Raw genomic sequence first — 14,185 nt, 5'->3', positions numbered from 1 at the left:
CCCCAAGGTGCGCTACTTCCACGACTGCTACTCGGTCGGCGATGAACGCCTGTAAGGCGTGGGATCCTGGACGGCCTGTCCGCACCTCCCGCCCGACACAGCTCCTCGTGAAATGCTGGGAGCATGATGGGCGGACGGTCTGAGAACCCAGACCTCTGGACGTTTCTGGAATCACTGCACTGTGGTGAGCTCATTTCCGGCACTGTCGCAGCAACCGAACGGTTCGGCGTATTCGTAGCGCTGGACGACGGCCCCGACCACCCGGTCTTTCCCGGCGTCGGGTTCATCACCATCCCCGAACTGTCCTGGCGGCGCATCGAAGCAGCCTCCGACGTCGTGCAGGTCGGACAGCGGGTCTCATGCGAGTTTCTCCAGTTCGACACATGGAACCTGGAGGCCAGACTGTCCTTGCGCGCGACACGGCCAGACCCCTTCCAGACATTCGCCGACGGCATCGCGGTAGGGCAGAAGCTGCACGGCCACGTCACCAAGCTGGTCCCATTCGGTGCCTTCGTCCAGGTCGTCGACGGAATCGAGGGACTGGTCCACTTGCGAGAGCTCACACGGGTGCCCGTGCGAACTCCGTCGGATGCCGTCCAGGTCGGCGACGAAGTCACGGTGGTCGTCACCGAGATCGACCGAGAGCGACGCAGGCTGGCCCTCTCCCGACGACAAGCCTCATCCGAGCAGCAGTGACCCTTCCGTGCAGCCCAGGTCAGACACAGCCGGTGATCTTGGTGAGGAAGTCGGCGTTCGCCCCGAACACGTCGCGGTAGCGGCCCTCGGTTGCCCCGCTCGTGTGGTCCGCAGCGAGGTCCTCAAAGCCGCTCCGGATTCCAACACCGGCTCCTGTTGCCCGCAGTACTGGCACATCAACGGCGGACCGCCGACGACTACGGCCAAAGCGGGGTGGGCGGGTCCTGGCGGCGGGCGAGTGAGGAGAGGAAGGAGTCGACCATTGCGGTCTGCACGTCCAAGGGAAAGCGGTCGGGGTCGAAGAGGGCCTGAACGACGAGGCCGTGGGTGAAGGCGACGGCGGTTGCGGCGAGTTGTTCCGGGTCGGCGGTCGGGGGGAGCTCGCCCGTGTCGCGTGCGGCTTCCAGGTGGGGGCGGATCGTCGAGCGCAGTCGGGTGTAACGGCCGGCCTGCTCCGCGGCGAGGGCGTCGTCGGCGAGGGAGAGGTCCCAGGAGCTGACCCAGATGCGGTTGCGTGCGGTGTCGCCCGAGGTCAGCGGCAGGATGTCAAGGAGCATCGCGCGCACCGTGGCCAGCCCCGGCGCCGGGCGCGCTCGGCGGGGCCGTTGCGCGGTGTCCTTCTCCAGCAGGTCCAGGGCGTGCGTGACGAGGGCCCGCTTGGTCGGGAAGTAGTGCATGAGCATGCCGGTCGAGACGCCCATCGCGGCGGCGACGGCGCGCAGGGTCAGCCCGCCGAACCCCTTGTCGGCGAGGACACGCCACACCGCCTCGGATACGTCCTTGCGGCGGGCTTCACGGTCTCCAGGCGCGGGTGGCATGCTGCTAGCTTACGTACCGAACGCTTGTTACGTACCTGGAGTGTGAGGCCCATGTTCACCCTGCCGCTCGGCGACCGCGCTCAACTCCGCCCCCTGGAACCCTGGCAGGCGCCGGAGTTCCTGGCTCACATCGACCGGGCCCGGGCCACCGTCGACCCGTGGATACCCTGGGCCTCCTTCAGCACCGACCTCGCCTCCGCCACGGCCACCCTTCAGCGCTACGCCGACCGGCAAGCCGCGGACGGCGCCCGGATCCACGGCATCTGGCTGGACGGCAGGCTGGTCGGCGGCGTCATGTTCACCCGTTTCGAGCGCGACTCCGGGGTGTGCGAGATCGGATGCTGGCTGGAGCAGGCGGGCGAGGGGCAGGGGCTGGTCACACGGGCATGCCGGGGCTTGATCGACTGGGCTTTCGAGCACCGCGGGATGTGCCGGGCCGAATGGTGGGCCGCCTCGGGCAATGTCCGCAGCATCGCTGTCGCCCGCAGGCTCGGTATGAGCCGCGACGGTGTGCTGCGGCGGCACTCCGTCCACCAGGGCGAACGGCGCGACATTGAGGTGTGGTCGGTCCTCGCCGAGGAGTGGCCGGCCATCGTCGACGCGTCCGAGGCCGCTGTCCGCGCCGAACTGGACCGGCTGATGGGCGTGTTCGTGGGCGCCTTCGACAACACCGGCGGTAGGCGGCCAGACCTCGGCGTCATCCGTGGCATCTTCGTACAGCAGGGGCGGATCACCGCGAACGTCGGCGAGGAACCCGTGATCTACGACCTCGACGGGTTCATCGCACCACGCCAGAAGATGCTCACCGACGGGACACTTACGGAGTTCTCCGAGTGGGAGGTGGCTGAGCGCACCGAGGTTTTCGGGTCGATCGCCCACCGATTCAGTGAGTACCGCAAGTCCGGGTACCACGACGGCGAGTGGTTCGAAGGGCGCGGCCACAAGACCACCCAGTTCCTGCGCACCCCTGAGGGCTGGAGGATGTCCTCCCTGGCCTGGGACGACGCCCCTGCAAGACCCTGAAACCTGCCCCAGGGTCGGGGTCTCAGGGTGAGGTGCGGCGGGCTTTCAGGGCGGGCATCGTCGGCGGTGGCAAAACACTACGGTGACGTGAGGCCGGCCTGGTTCTTGGCCTCGGTGGTGTCGCCGGGGTCGGGGCCGATCCATTCGCAGACCAGTACGGTGGCATCGTCGTCCAGCTGACCCTTGTGGTACTCCAAGACGGCACGGACGAGCCGATGCAGTGTCTCGGGCACGGGCAGGCCGTCGGCGTTGTGGCGGATGAGGAAGTCGATGAACCGCCGCAGGCCGAACTCCGCATCGCCCGGGCCTCGGGCTTCGGTGATCCCGTCGGTGTAGAGCACGATCCGGTCGCCGGGCTCCAGCTGCTCACGGCACAGGATGGTCTCCAGTCCCAGGCCGGTGCCCATGGGGTGGGCCGGCTGGCAGCGCAGCTCGCTGGTCCACCGTCCCCCGCGGATGATCACCGGCGGGTGGTGGCCACGGTTGACCCAGGTCAGGATGCCGGTGCGGGTGTCCAGGTCGGCGACGACCCCGGTCGTGTAGCGAGTCTGCTTGTACTGCTCGAGCAGGGCCTGCTCAATCTGCTCGGTGATCTCCATGAGACCGGCGTTCTGGCGGCGGGAGTTGCGGCAGGTGGCCATGGCGAGGTTCGCGGTCAGTCCGGCGGCGGTGTCGTGCCCCATCGCGTCGAAGATCGACAGGTGCACGACCGGTCCGGCCGTCGCGTAGTCGAAGGCGTCGCCGCTGATGCGGTAGGCCGGTTCCATCGCCGCGGAGATCACCACCCGGCCATCGGCGTAGGTGCGCGGTGGCATCAGGTGCCACTGCATCTCGGCGGCGATGTTCATCGGCTCCGTACGGGTCAGCCGCGCGTAGGAGTCGCTGTGCCCGCGTTTGCTGACCAGGATCAGCGCCACCAAGGACGCCAGCGCCACCATGTCCTGCCGCACGTGTGCGGTGTCGGCGGCGGGCGTGACGCGCAACACCCCGATCCGCTCGGTGCCGTCCAGCAGCGGCACCCACCAGTGATGCTCCCGCGCGTCGGAGGACCTGTCGGCCAGTACCTCGACGTACTGGTAGGACCGTCCGGGCAGCGTCCCCTCGATCTTCAGCTCGGCTTCCTCATGATCCGCGGCCTGGCCGGCGTCCTCACCGCGCCCGGTGAGCAACCGCAGGGCATGGCGTTGCACGTCCGCGATGTAGATCAGCACCTCGTTCAAGCCCGCTGTTGCCGCGTGCTCGGTGACCCGGGCCGGCAAGAGTTCCAGAGGCATCAGGTGGCTGGCAGCCAGCAGTCCTTCCAGCATTCCCCGGCCATCACGGTTCCGGTCCTCCATAGCCGGCACCCTCTTTCCTCGGCACGGCGTCACTACCAGTCTGCCCGGGGCCAGGTGCCGGGTGCTCGTAATCCACGCTGTGCAAGGGGACGCCTACTCTGAGCAAGGCCGCAAGGCATCGAGCGCTTGCTGTGGGTACCGGGAGCGGTGGTTCTTGAACAGCACGGCCGGGCTTTCGTACCCTCGCTCGATGCGACCCGACGACCTTCCGACCGTTGAACTCGCCTTCCCCGGTCCCGAACGCGACCGTGGTGTGGCGGCGATCCTGAGCGGTCGGAAGACCGCGCTCACGGGTCTCCTGGAGATCTACGAGCACGACGGTGAGACAGTCCCGATGACCGGTCAGCGATTCTCGGTGCTTGATTCCGAAGGGCGTCCCGTCGTCACGATCGAGCTCGTCGACGTGCGCGTCGTCCCCATGAAGGAGATCGACGACGATTTCGCGCGAGCCGAGGGACGCGGCTACTCCAATGTGGCCCAGTGGCGGGCAGCCCACGAAGAGTTCTTCCGCAGCGACGGCGTGAGCGAGTACCTGGGACACACCCCAGTCATTGATCACAACACCCTTGTCGTTGCGGAACGCTTCCGAGTGGTCGAGCCCGAATGACCCGGGTCGTCCGTGACCCGCGTCCGTCCGACTCGAGAAACCTCGGGTCTCGCGAATAGTGCGTTATCTATTCGGCGTCATGCAAAAGCGGTCTCTGCAATGCTGTGCATGGTTGAAGTGCCTGGATCTCACACCGGATGGACGTTCGTCACCAACCATGCGCGTGTGCTGGCGGCCATCGCCGACAATCCGAACGTCCGGATCCGCGACATCGCCGCCCACTGCCGGCTCACCGAGCGCGCCGTCCAGCGGATCATCTCCGACCTCGAGCAGGACGGATACCTCTCCCACATCCGCGACGGCCGCACCAACACCTACCGCATCGAGCCGGACAAGGTGCTGAGGCACCCGGCAGAGGCGGGACTGTCGGTCGCCGCGCTGCTCTCTCTCCTCGTGGAGGACGAGAGCGACCGCGTCCGGGAGCCCGACAGCCACGCGTCCGGCCTGACCGATGTCGGCCACGCGTAAGTGCGGGAAGCCCAGACGCTGGTTCGCGGCACCCGCCTGCCCTCAACCAGCATCACCAGCCGTGACATCGGCATAGGAGGGGGCGAGGGAGGCCCGATCCGCACCCGATGCCGCGAGGGAGGCCACCGGGGCCTGACCAGAGCTGTCAACCAGCGCGGCTGAGACGCTCCGCCGGCACCGCCTCCCGCATACGACCTGCCCGATGGACGAGGCCACGAACGCTGACAGGCAGCGCCCAGCACAGGAGAGGGAAAGCGGCGACCCGTTCCATGCCTCCCATCCCGAGGCCGAAGTAGTGGTGGGAAAGAAACAGCCCGAATGCCGTGATCGCGGTGACTCCCAGCAGGCTGGTGCCCCACCGCAGGGGGGCCGGAGTTCCTTCTGCCAGGCCGACCCCCGCCACGACGAGACCGATGTTGCCCGCTGCCATGATGAAGAGGGCACCCAGGAGATGCTGGTTCTCATTGACGTCCGCAGGAGCCAGCCCAGCCAACACAAAACCCATGCCGGCACTGGCGAACAGAAGCCGGGCCACGACGGCGGCCCCGCTTCTGCGCCAAAGGACACCACCGGTCAGCGCGACGCCAACAACGAGCAGCACTCCCAAGATGACGAAAGAGACGTTCATCAGACCGTGCTCGGGGGAACAGACATACCGCGGCTCAGGGTCTTGCTGCAGAGCGCAGTGAGCGTTGCCCAAGTCGCTGATGTTGTTTCGCGCCCAGCTGTACGGTCTCGCCCAAGCAGACTCGGCGATCGCGTGGATGGCGAGGAACTGCACCACACCCGCGATCCATGCCGAGTACCCGATCCGAACCCTCACCTGTCCACCTTCCGACGCGTGAATCCCGTGCCAACAGACGATCACGCGATGCTGGAGTCAGGCACTCCGACAAGCCCCCTGGGGCAGGGGGGCAGACCCTACTGCGGCCTGGCTCAGGAAATTCCCTGGGGGCCGGCTGGCCGCAGTTCAGCGTCGCCACTCAAAGGCACCCGGTGAAGACTCCAGAACTTCGCTCGGCCACTCCTGCCGCACCTTCCCGAGCAGCTTCCGCTGCTCGTCGATCCAGCCCTCTTCAAGACTCATGGGAAGGAAGACGGAAACGCACGAGCTGCCCAGATCTTCTACACGGACAGCGACAGTCCCATGCTCCTCGTTGTACGGCTGGATCTTGATCTCGGGGCTGTGGTCGTCATCCCTCCAGCAGATGTCCTGACCGGCAGCAAGCAGGTCCAGAGCACGCGACCACTCCTCAAGGTCGGAAGGGAACAGGGACATGGCCAAGCGACCGCCGACGAAGCTGCTGGCCACAATGACCTCTGCGTCGAGCTGGTCGTGAAGGTGCAGCACGCCCGGCGACCTACGCCCCAGCACACGCACCCGGAAGCTGTTGTCGCCATCCGAGAGACTGATCAGTTCCACCGTGCACCCTCTGCCCTGCCCGATCGCATCTGCCAGAGCTCAGGGTCTCTGAACCAGATCAACGGGCACAAGCAGGTTGTCCCCGCCTCATTCCGTCAGGAGTTCTCAGAGGCCATAACAGAAGTGTTGATCACGTGACCGTCGGCTTGTGTGCTCGTTGGCCGGGTCGTGAGGAAGCGTCAGGCGCGGCCGTGGATAGCGTCGGACGAACTGCGGTCGCTCATCGAGCCGTTGCTGCCCGAGCTTGGACCGAGCGGGTGGCGGCCCGACCAGCGGTGATCCAGGACGGCGCCGGCAAGCACCTTCACGTATCCGCTCACCAAGCACCTGGAGGCCTACACGGCGAGCATCCCCCCTGCGGGGGACGCTGATCAGTGCAGCGTCCCTCGCGCGGGGTAGCGATCCGGCCCGCCGGGATGATCCCTGGTTGTGCAGGCTTCACGAGGATGAAGCCATGAAGCTGAGGATCCTTCACACGCCTCCGTCCGACAGCGACACAGAGCGGCCCGTTCCCCGCTGGGCCATGCGCCTGGCCTACGCGCTTCCGCTGCTTCTGCTGCCCTCGTGCCTGTGGCGATTGCCCTTCGCTCTGCACTTCGAGATGGGGCAGGTTCAGGAGCTCGGCATGCCGCCCTATTGGGTGAGCATCCCGTACGTCCTCGGGCTCAGCGTATTGTCGGAAGCGATCGCGATCTTGACCATCGGGCTGGTCCGGGGCTGGGGAGAGGTGGCGCCCACCTGGATCCCGATCATCGGCGGCAGACCTATCCGGCCGATGGCGGCCGTCGTCCCCGCGGTCCTCGGCGGCCTGATTCTCACCCTGCTGTTCACCGACGTCCCGATCGGCGACGGTCGCCGGCTCACCCCGTACGGCATCGTTGACACCGTCGGATACACCAACGACGCCTGGCAGGCGCTGGCGACGGTGTGCATCACCCCGATCGCCGCATGGGGGCCTGTCACCATCGCTCTCGGGATCGCCTACTACCGCCGCCGAACCGCGCCGTCACCGGGTCAGAGATCCTGACACAGGCCGTCGGACGTGGCGGTGGGGGATGAGACCGGTGGCGAGGCCGTGGAAGGCTCCGTGGACAGAACGAACCCCTCGCTCGATCCGGCGCGGGACGCCGGTCACCCGCGACCGTGCAGCGCTTGTCGACGCAGTCACTCCTCTGGCGCCCGCAGTCCCCGCACCTGGGCCGGAGCGGGTCCGGTCGACTCGCGCGCGACGTAGGTGGTGCGCAGGGTGTGGCGGCGTGGTCGGGCCGTGGAGCCGTTGATGCGGCGGACCAGGATGTCCGCCGCGAGGCCCCCCAGTTCCTGAACCGGCTGGCTGATCACACTCAGTCGTGGTCGGACGAGCGTGGTCCACTCCGCGTCGTCGAACCCGATGACCGAGACGTCGTCGGGGATGCGGGCGTTGAGGTCGAGCAGGGCGTCCAGCGTTCCGAGTGTGGCCACGTTGTCGGTGGTGAAGAGCGCCGTGGGCCGGTCGTCCGAGGTCATCAGGTCCAGTACGGCGGAGCGCGCCCACGTCCGGTCGTATCCGGTGTGGCGGATGAGTTCGGCCTCGCGTGGGACACCGGTGGCTCGCAGGGCCTGGCGGTAGCCGGTGAGTCGCTCGGTCGTGGTCCAGATGTCCGCGCCCGGCGCCAGCTGCCCGGCGACCTCATCACCGGATGCCGAGGTGATGACCGCGATGCGCCGGTGCCCCGCGTCGGTGAACCTGGCCACCGCGGCCTTGGCGGCACCGCGGTTGTCGACTACGACCGTGTCCAGTTCGGCGCCGGCGAGTACCCGGTCCAGGAGGACCACGGGGATGCCCGAGGCGACGGCCTTGTCGAGATGCCCGTGCTCGGCGGCTGCGGGTGCCACGACCAGGCCGTCCACGCGCCGCTCGATGAACATCTGTACTGCGGACTTCTCTGTTTCGCCGTTCTCGTCGCTGTTGGCGAGGACGACCTGGAGGCCGGCCTTGGCGGCGACGTCGGTGACGCCGCGCACGGCACGGGCGAAGTAGGGGTTCTCCACGTCCGCGACCACCACGCCCAGCGTGTGGGTGCGTCCGCTGATCATGCTCCGGGCCACCGCATTGGTGCTGTAGCCCAGTTCGGTGGCGGCGGCCAGGACGCGTTCTCGGGTGGCGGCGCTCGCCGACCCGTACCCGCCCAGGACCCGTGCGGCGGTGGCCTGTCCCACTCCGGCGTGCCGGGCGACGTCGGGAATGGTGACGCGGCGCGGAGGTCGTGGGGGACTCGGCATGGGTGGTCTCTTCGTCGGTGAGGGCTCGGCGGACGCCGGGGAACGGGTTGATGAAATCCAGCGCCATTCAACCATTGACGGACGGCGCCTGCCGGTGGGTAAGGTACGAGCCCGTTGGTAACGTTATCAAAATCCACCGGCCACCGCCCGTCTGCCTTTCCCCGGGCGACCACGGCATGCCCTCGTGCACGGTCGCCCCGATCCCACGCCCCGAACACCGGAGGTATCACGGATGGCACCCGAAACCCTCTCGCCGCCACCGGCCGCAGGCCCGGCCATCACCCTCGTCGACGTGGTCAAGGACTTCGGCGGCGCCCGGGACGCGGCGGCCGTCCGCGGCGTCGACCTCACCATCGGCGAGGGCGAGTTCTTCTCGCTGCTGGGGCCCTCCGGCTGCGGCAAGACCACCACCCTGCGGATGATCGCCGGCTTCGAAGAACCCACCGGCGGGCGAATTCTCCTGCACGGCCGCGACATGGTCGGCGTGCCGGCCAACAAGCGCGACATCAACATGGTCTTCCAGTCCTACGCCCTCTTCCCGCACCTGAGCGTCGCCGACAACGTGGCGTTCGGACTGCGCCGCAAGCGCGTCCCGAAGGACGAGATCCGCGACCGCGTCGACAGGATCCTGCACACCGTCGAACTCGCCGACAAGGCCGACCGCCGCCCCCGCCAGCTCTCCGGCGGACAGCAGCAACGCGTCGCACTCGCCCGCGCCCTGGTCAACCGCCCCCGTGCGCTGCTGCTGGACGAACCCCTCGGCGCCCTCGACCTCAAGCTCCGGCAGTCCATGCAACTGGAACTCAAGCGGATCCAGCGCGAGGTCGGCATCACCTTCATCTACGTCACGCACGACCAGGCCGAGGCGCTGACCATGTCCGACCGGATCGCGGTGATGAACCACGGACTGGTCGAACAGGTGGGCCCGCCGCAGGAGGTCTACGAACGGCCGGCGACCGCGTTCGTCGCCGGGTTCATCGGCACCTCGAACCTGATCGGCGGGCGTCTGACCTCAACGGACGCGGAGACCGGAGTGGTCGACCTCGGCGACGGCGAGCGCATCACGGTCCCCTTGCGCGGCTCCCTCGGTCCCGGAACGGACATCGAGGTCACCGTGCGGCCCGAGAAGATCAGACTGACCACCGTGCCGGCCGACAGCGCCAGCCGAGTCCGCGGCACCGTCCGGGAAGTGGTCTACCTCGGTACCTCCACCAGTTACACGGTGGAGACCCGGGGCGGCGTGGAGATGACGGTCTTCCAGCCCAACGACGGCACTGCCCCCGTCGACCCGGCCCGCGGCGACACCGTGTGGCTCTCCTGGGCCACTGCCCACTCCTACCTGCTCACCACCGCACCCAGCCCCCCGGCGACCGCCGCCGGCCCGGTTCCCCTCACCTCGCGCTGACGACAGGCAGACCACCATGCCCGAGCACTCCATACCCTTCCCGCCCCGGCGGCGCCGACCGATCCCGCCCAGCCTCTCCCGGCGCGGTCTGCTGCGCGCCGCGTTCGGCGCCGCCGCGCTGGCCCCGCTCGCCGCGTGCAGCGTTCCCGGCGCCCGCGTGCACGTTCCCACCGGCAAGGCCGAGATCGCCGCGGCCGTCAGCGACTTCTGGACCGGCAGGGACAGGTCCGGGAAGCTGGACTTCGCCAACTACACGCAGTACATCGACGTCGACCCCGCCGACCAGGGCAAGCATCCCACCCTGGACGCCTTCACCCGCGAAAACGGCATCGAGGTCTCCTACAACGAGCTGATCGACGACAGCGCCTCCTGGTTCGGCAAGATCCAGCCCGAGTTCGCCTCCGGCCAGGGAATCGGCTACGACCTCATGGTCGTCGGCGGCGACAGCTACCTCACCAAGTACATCCAACTGGGCTGCCTCGCCCCGCTCGACCACAGCCGGCTGCCCCACTTCGCCCAGCACGGCGGGGCCGCGTTCAAGAACTCCTCCTTCGACCCCGGCAACGTCTACACCATCCCCTGGCAGTCCGGCATGACCGGCATCGGCTACGACCCGGCCCAGGTCGGCCGCAAGATCACCAGCTGGCAGGACCTGCTCGATCCGAAGCTGAAGGGCCGGGTCGGCATGTGGAACGACGCAGTCCAGATGGGCAACGTCGCCCTGCTGGCCATCGGCGTCGATCCGGAGACCTCCACCGTCGCCGACTGGCGCAAGGCGGCGGCCTGGCTGCGCAAGCAGCGCGACGCCGGCATGGTCCGCTCCTACTCCACCGCGACCTACCAGTCCTCGCTCCAGCGTGGCGACCTGGCGGCCTCGCTCGTGTACTCGGGCGATGTGTTCCAGGCCAATCAGAGCGGCTCGGCTCTTGAATTCGTCATTCCCGAAGAGGGCGGTCTGCTGTGGACCGACAACCTCTGCATCCCGTCGACGGCCGCCCACCCCGTCGACGCACTGACCTACATGGACTACGTCTACCGCCCCGAGGTCGCCGCGAAGATCAGCGAGACCGTGCAGTTCGTCTGCCCCGTCCCCGCCGCGCAGCAGGTCGTCGCCCGGGACGCGGCCGCCGCCACCGGCAAGCGGCGCACCGTGCTCAACGCCCTGAGCACCAGTCCTCTGGTCTTCCCGACCGAGGCCGACGAAGCCAGGCTGCGCCACCTGCGGGTGCTCGACCAAGAGGAGGAGAAGCAGTGGAACGCACTGTTCGAACCGATCTACCAGGCGTGACCCGCAGGCGACGGCCGCGGCGTCCCGGGCCCGCGCTGGCGCCCTACTGGATGATCCTCCCGGGCTGGCTGTGGCTTGCCGCCTTCTTCGTCACCCCCGTGATCGTGATGGTGTCGCTGTCGCTGCAGACCGGCGACTTCATCGACGGCTTCCGCCAGACCTGGCACTTCAGTACCTACGCCGACGCGATCGGCACCTATCACGTTCAGCTGGTCCGGTCCCTGGTCTACGGCGCCGCGGCCACCGTTGCCTGTGCCCTCATCGGCTACCCGGTGGCGTACTGGATCGCATTCCGGGCCGGCCGGCACAAGTCGGTCTTCCTCTTCGTGCTCCTGCTGCCGTTCTTCGTCTCCTTCGTCATCCGCACCCAGTCCTGGAACGTGGTGCTCGCCGACCGCGGCGTCCTGCTCGGGCCGCTGAAGGACATGGGCCTGCTCTCCGACAACTTCCACCTGCTGGCTACGCCGTACGCGGTGATCGGCGGACTGACCTACAACTTCCTGCCGTTCATGGTGCTGCCGATCTACGTCGCCCTGGAACGGGTGGACCCCAAGGTCATCGAGGCCTCCACCGACCTGTACGCCTCCAAGGCGGGAACGTTCCTGCGCGTGGTGCTGCCGCTGTCGCTGCCCGGCGTGTTCGCCGGCGTGCTGCTGACCTTCGTGCCCGCCTCCGCCGACTACGTCAACGCCGGCATCCTCGGCGGCCCCTCCACCACGATGATCGGCAACATCATCCAGACCGAGTACTTCACCAACCTCGACTACCCCGGTGCCGCCGCCCTGTCCTTCGTCCTCATGGGCGCGCTGCTGCTGGCCGTGTTCACCTACGCCCGCGCCCTGGGCACCGACGAGGTCCTGGAGGTGGCGGCGCGATGACCGCACAGACCGTCGTGCCCGCCACCGACGTACCCGCCGCTGCGCGACCGCGCCCCGTCCGGCGTGTGCGACGCCGACCCGCCCTCACCCTGTACACCGGGCTGGTCCTGGCCTGGCTGCTGCTGCCGATCGCCGTCATGATTCTGTTCGGCTTCAACAACACGGGCAGCAAGGTGAACTTCACCTGGCAGGGCTTCACCCTGGACTGGTACCGGAACCTGTTCGCCATCCCCAACCTGACCGCCGCCCTGGTCAACAGCCTCACCATCGCTGTGGTCGTCGCCGTGGTCGCCACGCTGCTGGGCACCCCGATCGGGCTGGCGCTCGGCCGCTACCGCTTCCGTGGCCGGGGCTCCGTGGACCTGCTGATGTTCGCCGCCATCGCCGCACCCGAGATCGCCCTCGGCGCCGCTCTGCTGTCGCTGTTCATCGTCATGGGTGTGCCCCGCGGCTACTGGACGGTCGTCATCGCCCATGTGGTGTTCTGCATCCCCTACGTCGCCATCACCGTACGGGCACGGATGGCCGGGTACGACCCGACCCTGGAGGAGGCCGCCCGCGACCTGGGGGCGGGCCCCTGGACGGCGTTCCGGCTGGTCACCCTGCCGATGTTGCTGCCGGGTGTGGCCTCCGGCGCGCTGCTGTGCTTCGCACTGTCCGTCGACGACTACGTCATCACCAGCTTCAACGCCGGCCGTACGGTCACCTTCCCGCTGTGGGTGTACAGCGCCAGCCGAACCGGCGTACCCCCGCAGGTCAACGTCATGGGAACGCTCATCTTCGTCGGCGGCCTCGTCATCGCCGGGGCGAACGTGCTGTTCTCCCGGCGCCGCGCGGTCTGACCCGATCCGGTCCCCGCGCCCACTTTTGTCACCGGCTCACCGGCACTCGCCGGGCCGGTGCGGAACAACCCACAAAGGAACCAGTCACCGTGCTCTCTTTCAACGAATCCGAGTTCGTCGCCCAGACGGAAAGCCTCGTCGCGTTGCGCCCCCAGATCGAGAAGGTCGCAGACCGGCTGATCGACGACGGGTACGACAATGTCCTCCTCGTAGGTGCGGGAGGGACGTACGCGCAGATGTGGCCCTACGAGCACCTCGCCCGGCGCACCTCGCTGCTGCCGGTCCGAGCCGCCGTCGCCGCCGAGCTCGTCGCTTCCGGCGACGCCCGACTCGGTGAGCGAACCGTCGCCGTCTTCACTTCCGTCTCCGGCACCACCGAGGACAGCCTCCGCGCCATCGACTACTGCAAGTCCCGGGGCGCTCTCACGATCGGCTTCACCGGCATCGCGGACTCGCCCGTCGCGCAGAACGTGGACACGGCGATGGTCTCCGCGCCCAAGGCCTGGCCGTTCGACGTCCAGTTGCTGCTGCTCATGGGCCGACTGCTGTCCCGGCGGGGCGAGTTCGAGGGCTACGAGCGGCTGGCCGACGAGCTGGCGGGACTGCCCCGCATCCTGGTGGACGTCGCCCGGCAGGCCGAGCCGGTGGCTGCGGCCTTCGCCGAGGCTCACAAGGACAACGACTACCACTTCCTCATCGGCGGCGGAAACCTGTGGGGATTCACCTACCTGTACTCCATGTGCATCCTCGAGGAGATGCAGTGGCTGCGCACGACCCGAGTGCACAGCGCGGAGTTCTTCCACGGCTCGCTGGAGCTCTTGGAGGAGGACACCAGCGTGATCGTCTTCCAGGGTGAGGACGAGACGCGCGGGCTCACTGACCGGGCCGAGGCCTTCGCCAAGCGCGTCTCCAAGGACGTCACCGTCTTCGACACCCGCGACTACCCCCTGGAGGGCATCAGCCCGGAGTTCCGCGGACTGCTCGCGCCGCTGGTGCTGGACACGGTGATGGACCGGGTCAGCAAGCACCTGGAACGGGTGCGGGACCACTCGCTCGACCTGCGCCGTTACTACCGCGTCATGGACTACTGACCGCCGGGCCGGTTCCCCTCGTACATCCACCCCGCGCGCTGGTGCCC

At 68.1% G+C, this 14,185-nt stretch carries 15 protein-coding genes; 10 read left to right on the top strand and 5 right to left on the bottom strand.

Annotation, left to right across the window (positions count from 1 at the left end):
* The first annotated feature begins 123 nt into the window (after positions 1-123).
* A complete protein-coding gene (locus ACFWJB_RS20625) occupies positions 124-696 on the top strand; it encodes a S1 RNA-binding domain-containing protein (RefSeq protein WP_386923860.1) in 573 nt (190 codons plus the stop codon).
* Between the two features lie 197 nt (positions 697-893).
* Here the strand turns inward: ACFWJB_RS20625 and ACFWJB_RS20620 are convergent, their stop codons facing one another.
* Complete coding sequence (locus ACFWJB_RS20620; RefSeq protein ID WP_386923858.1) at positions 894-1,514, bottom strand: TetR/AcrR family transcriptional regulator; 621 nt, start codon at positions 1,512-1,514, stop codon at positions 894-896.
* 51 nt (positions 1,515-1,565) lie between these two features.
* Here ACFWJB_RS20620 and ACFWJB_RS20615 point away from each other — a divergent pair, with 51 nt between their 5' ends.
* The gene (locus tag ACFWJB_RS20615) at positions 1,566-2,537 is read left to right on the top strand and encodes a GNAT family N-acetyltransferase (protein WP_386923856.1); all 972 of its coding nucleotides are present in this window, start codon (positions 1,566-1,568) and stop codon (positions 2,535-2,537) included.
* Between the two features lie 77 nt (positions 2,538-2,614).
* Here the strand turns inward: ACFWJB_RS20615 and ACFWJB_RS20610 are convergent, their stop codons facing one another.
* The gene (locus tag ACFWJB_RS20610) at positions 2,615-3,883 is read right to left on the bottom strand and encodes a PP2C family protein-serine/threonine phosphatase (protein ID WP_386923854.1); all 1,269 of its coding nucleotides are present in this window, start codon (positions 3,881-3,883) and stop codon (positions 2,615-2,617) included.
* Between the two features lie 181 nt (positions 3,884-4,064).
* On the opposite strand from ACFWJB_RS20610, the gene ACFWJB_RS20605 reads away from it, so the two are divergent.
* Together ACFWJB_RS20605 and ACFWJB_RS20600 are read left to right on the top strand one after the other, a co-directional pair.
* The gene (locus ACFWJB_RS20605; protein WP_386923852.1) at positions 4,065-4,481 is read left to right on the top strand and encodes an ASCH domain-containing protein; all 417 of its coding nucleotides are present in this window, start codon (positions 4,065-4,067) and stop codon (positions 4,479-4,481) included.
* A 108-nt stretch (positions 4,482-4,589) separates the two neighbouring features.
* Entirely contained in the window at positions 4,590-4,949 is a 360-nt protein-coding gene (locus ACFWJB_RS20600; protein WP_385457680.1) for a helix-turn-helix transcriptional regulator, read from the top strand.
* Between the two features lie 145 nt (positions 4,950-5,094).
* Here the strand turns inward: ACFWJB_RS20600 and ACFWJB_RS20595 are convergent, their stop codons facing one another.
* Both ACFWJB_RS20595 and ACFWJB_RS20590 read right to left on the bottom strand, forming a co-directional pair.
* The gene (locus ACFWJB_RS20595) at positions 5,095-5,733 is read right to left on the bottom strand and encodes a DUF998 domain-containing protein (RefSeq protein WP_385457678.1); all 639 of its coding nucleotides are present in this window, start codon (positions 5,731-5,733) and stop codon (positions 5,095-5,097) included.
* A 186-nt stretch (positions 5,734-5,919) separates the two neighbouring features.
* On the bottom strand, positions 5,920-6,372 hold the full coding sequence (locus tag ACFWJB_RS20590) for a DUF5959 family protein (RefSeq protein WP_386923849.1): 453 nt from the start codon (positions 6,370-6,372) through the stop codon (positions 5,920-5,922).
* A 454-nt stretch (positions 6,373-6,826) separates the two neighbouring features.
* Between ACFWJB_RS20590 and ACFWJB_RS20585 the strand changes: the two genes are divergently transcribed.
* A complete protein-coding gene (locus tag ACFWJB_RS20585) occupies positions 6,827-7,399 on the top strand; it encodes a hypothetical protein (protein WP_385457672.1) in 573 nt (190 codons plus the stop codon).
* 137 nt (positions 7,400-7,536) lie between these two features.
* Here the strand turns inward: ACFWJB_RS20585 and ACFWJB_RS20580 are convergent, their stop codons facing one another.
* On the bottom strand, positions 7,537-8,634 hold the full coding sequence (locus tag ACFWJB_RS20580; RefSeq protein WP_386923847.1) for a LacI family DNA-binding transcriptional regulator: 1,098 nt from the start codon (positions 8,632-8,634) through the stop codon (positions 7,537-7,539).
* 232 nt (positions 8,635-8,866) lie between these two features.
* Here ACFWJB_RS20580 and ACFWJB_RS20575 point away from each other — a divergent pair, with 232 nt between their 5' ends.
* The 5 genes from ACFWJB_RS20575 (at position 8,867) to ACFWJB_RS20555 (ending at position 14,138) form a co-directional block, all read left to right on the top strand.
* Complete coding sequence (locus tag ACFWJB_RS20575) at positions 8,867-10,039, top strand: ABC transporter ATP-binding protein (RefSeq protein WP_385457668.1); 1,173 nt, start codon at positions 8,867-8,869, stop codon at positions 10,037-10,039.
* Positions 10,040-10,055: 16 nt separating this feature from the next.
* Positions 10,056-11,327: a spermidine/putrescine ABC transporter substrate-binding protein gene (locus tag ACFWJB_RS20570; RefSeq protein WP_386923844.1), complete on the top strand. Its 1,272-nt coding sequence runs from the start codon at positions 10,056-10,058 to the stop codon at positions 11,325-11,327.
* A gap of 50 nt (positions 11,328-11,377) precedes the next feature.
* Entirely contained in the window at positions 11,378-12,205 is an 828-nt protein-coding gene (locus ACFWJB_RS20565) for an ABC transporter permease (protein WP_385457727.1), read from the top strand.
* Entirely contained in the window at positions 12,202-13,047 is an 846-nt protein-coding gene (locus ACFWJB_RS20560; protein WP_386923842.1) for an ABC transporter permease, read from the top strand. The genes ACFWJB_RS20565 and ACFWJB_RS20560 overlap by 4 nt, the downstream gene beginning before the upstream one ends.
* Before the next feature lie 89 nt (positions 13,048-13,136).
* Positions 13,137-14,138 carry an SIS domain-containing protein gene (locus ACFWJB_RS20555; RefSeq protein WP_385457663.1) on the top strand — a complete coding sequence of 334 codons (1,002 nt, stop codon included), beginning with the start codon at positions 13,137-13,139 and terminating at the stop codon, positions 14,136-14,138.
* Positions 14,139-14,185: the final 47 nt, after the last annotated feature.

Source organism: Streptomyces sp. NPDC127100 (genome assembly GCF_042724095.1).
GTDB lineage: Bacteria > Actinomycetota > Actinomycetes > Streptomycetales > Streptomycetaceae > Streptomyces.
Note: the sequence above shows the minus strand (reverse complement) of the source record. Positions and strands in the feature narration are given on the sequence as shown.

Excerpts from the sequence above, each read along its gene's own strand:
- ACFWJB_RS20625 (WP_386923860.1), top strand. The coding sequence starts at position 124 with ATGATGGGCGGACGGTCTGAGAACCCAGACCTCTGGACGTTTCTGGAA.
- ACFWJB_RS20620 (WP_386923858.1), bottom strand. The coding sequence starts at position 1,514 with ATGCCACCCGCGCCTGGAGACCGTGAAGCCCGCCGCAAGGACGTATCC.
- ACFWJB_RS20615 (WP_386923856.1), top strand. The coding sequence starts at position 1,566 with ATGTTCACCCTGCCGCTCGGCGACCGCGCTCAACTCCGCCCCCTGGAA.
- ACFWJB_RS20605 (WP_386923852.1), top strand. The coding sequence starts at position 4,065 with ATGCGACCCGACGACCTTCCGACCGTTGAACTCGCCTTCCCCGGTCCC.
- ACFWJB_RS20600 (WP_385457680.1), top strand. The coding sequence starts at position 4,590 with ATGGTTGAAGTGCCTGGATCTCACACCGGATGGACGTTCGTCACCAAC.
- ACFWJB_RS20585 (WP_385457672.1), top strand. The coding sequence starts at position 6,827 with ATGAAGCTGAGGATCCTTCACACGCCTCCGTCCGACAGCGACACAGAG.
- ACFWJB_RS20580 (WP_386923847.1), bottom strand. The coding sequence starts at position 8,634 with ATGCCGAGTCCCCCACGACCTCCGCGCCGCGTCACCATTCCCGACGTC.
- ACFWJB_RS20575 (WP_385457668.1), top strand. The coding sequence starts at position 8,867 with ATGGCACCCGAAACCCTCTCGCCGCCACCGGCCGCAGGCCCGGCCATC.
- ACFWJB_RS20570 (WP_386923844.1), top strand. The coding sequence starts at position 10,056 with ATGCCCGAGCACTCCATACCCTTCCCGCCCCGGCGGCGCCGACCGATC.
- ACFWJB_RS20565 (WP_385457727.1), top strand. The coding sequence starts at position 11,378 with ATGATCCTCCCGGGCTGGCTGTGGCTTGCCGCCTTCTTCGTCACCCCC.
- ACFWJB_RS20560 (WP_386923842.1), top strand. The coding sequence starts at position 12,202 with ATGACCGCACAGACCGTCGTGCCCGCCACCGACGTACCCGCCGCTGCG.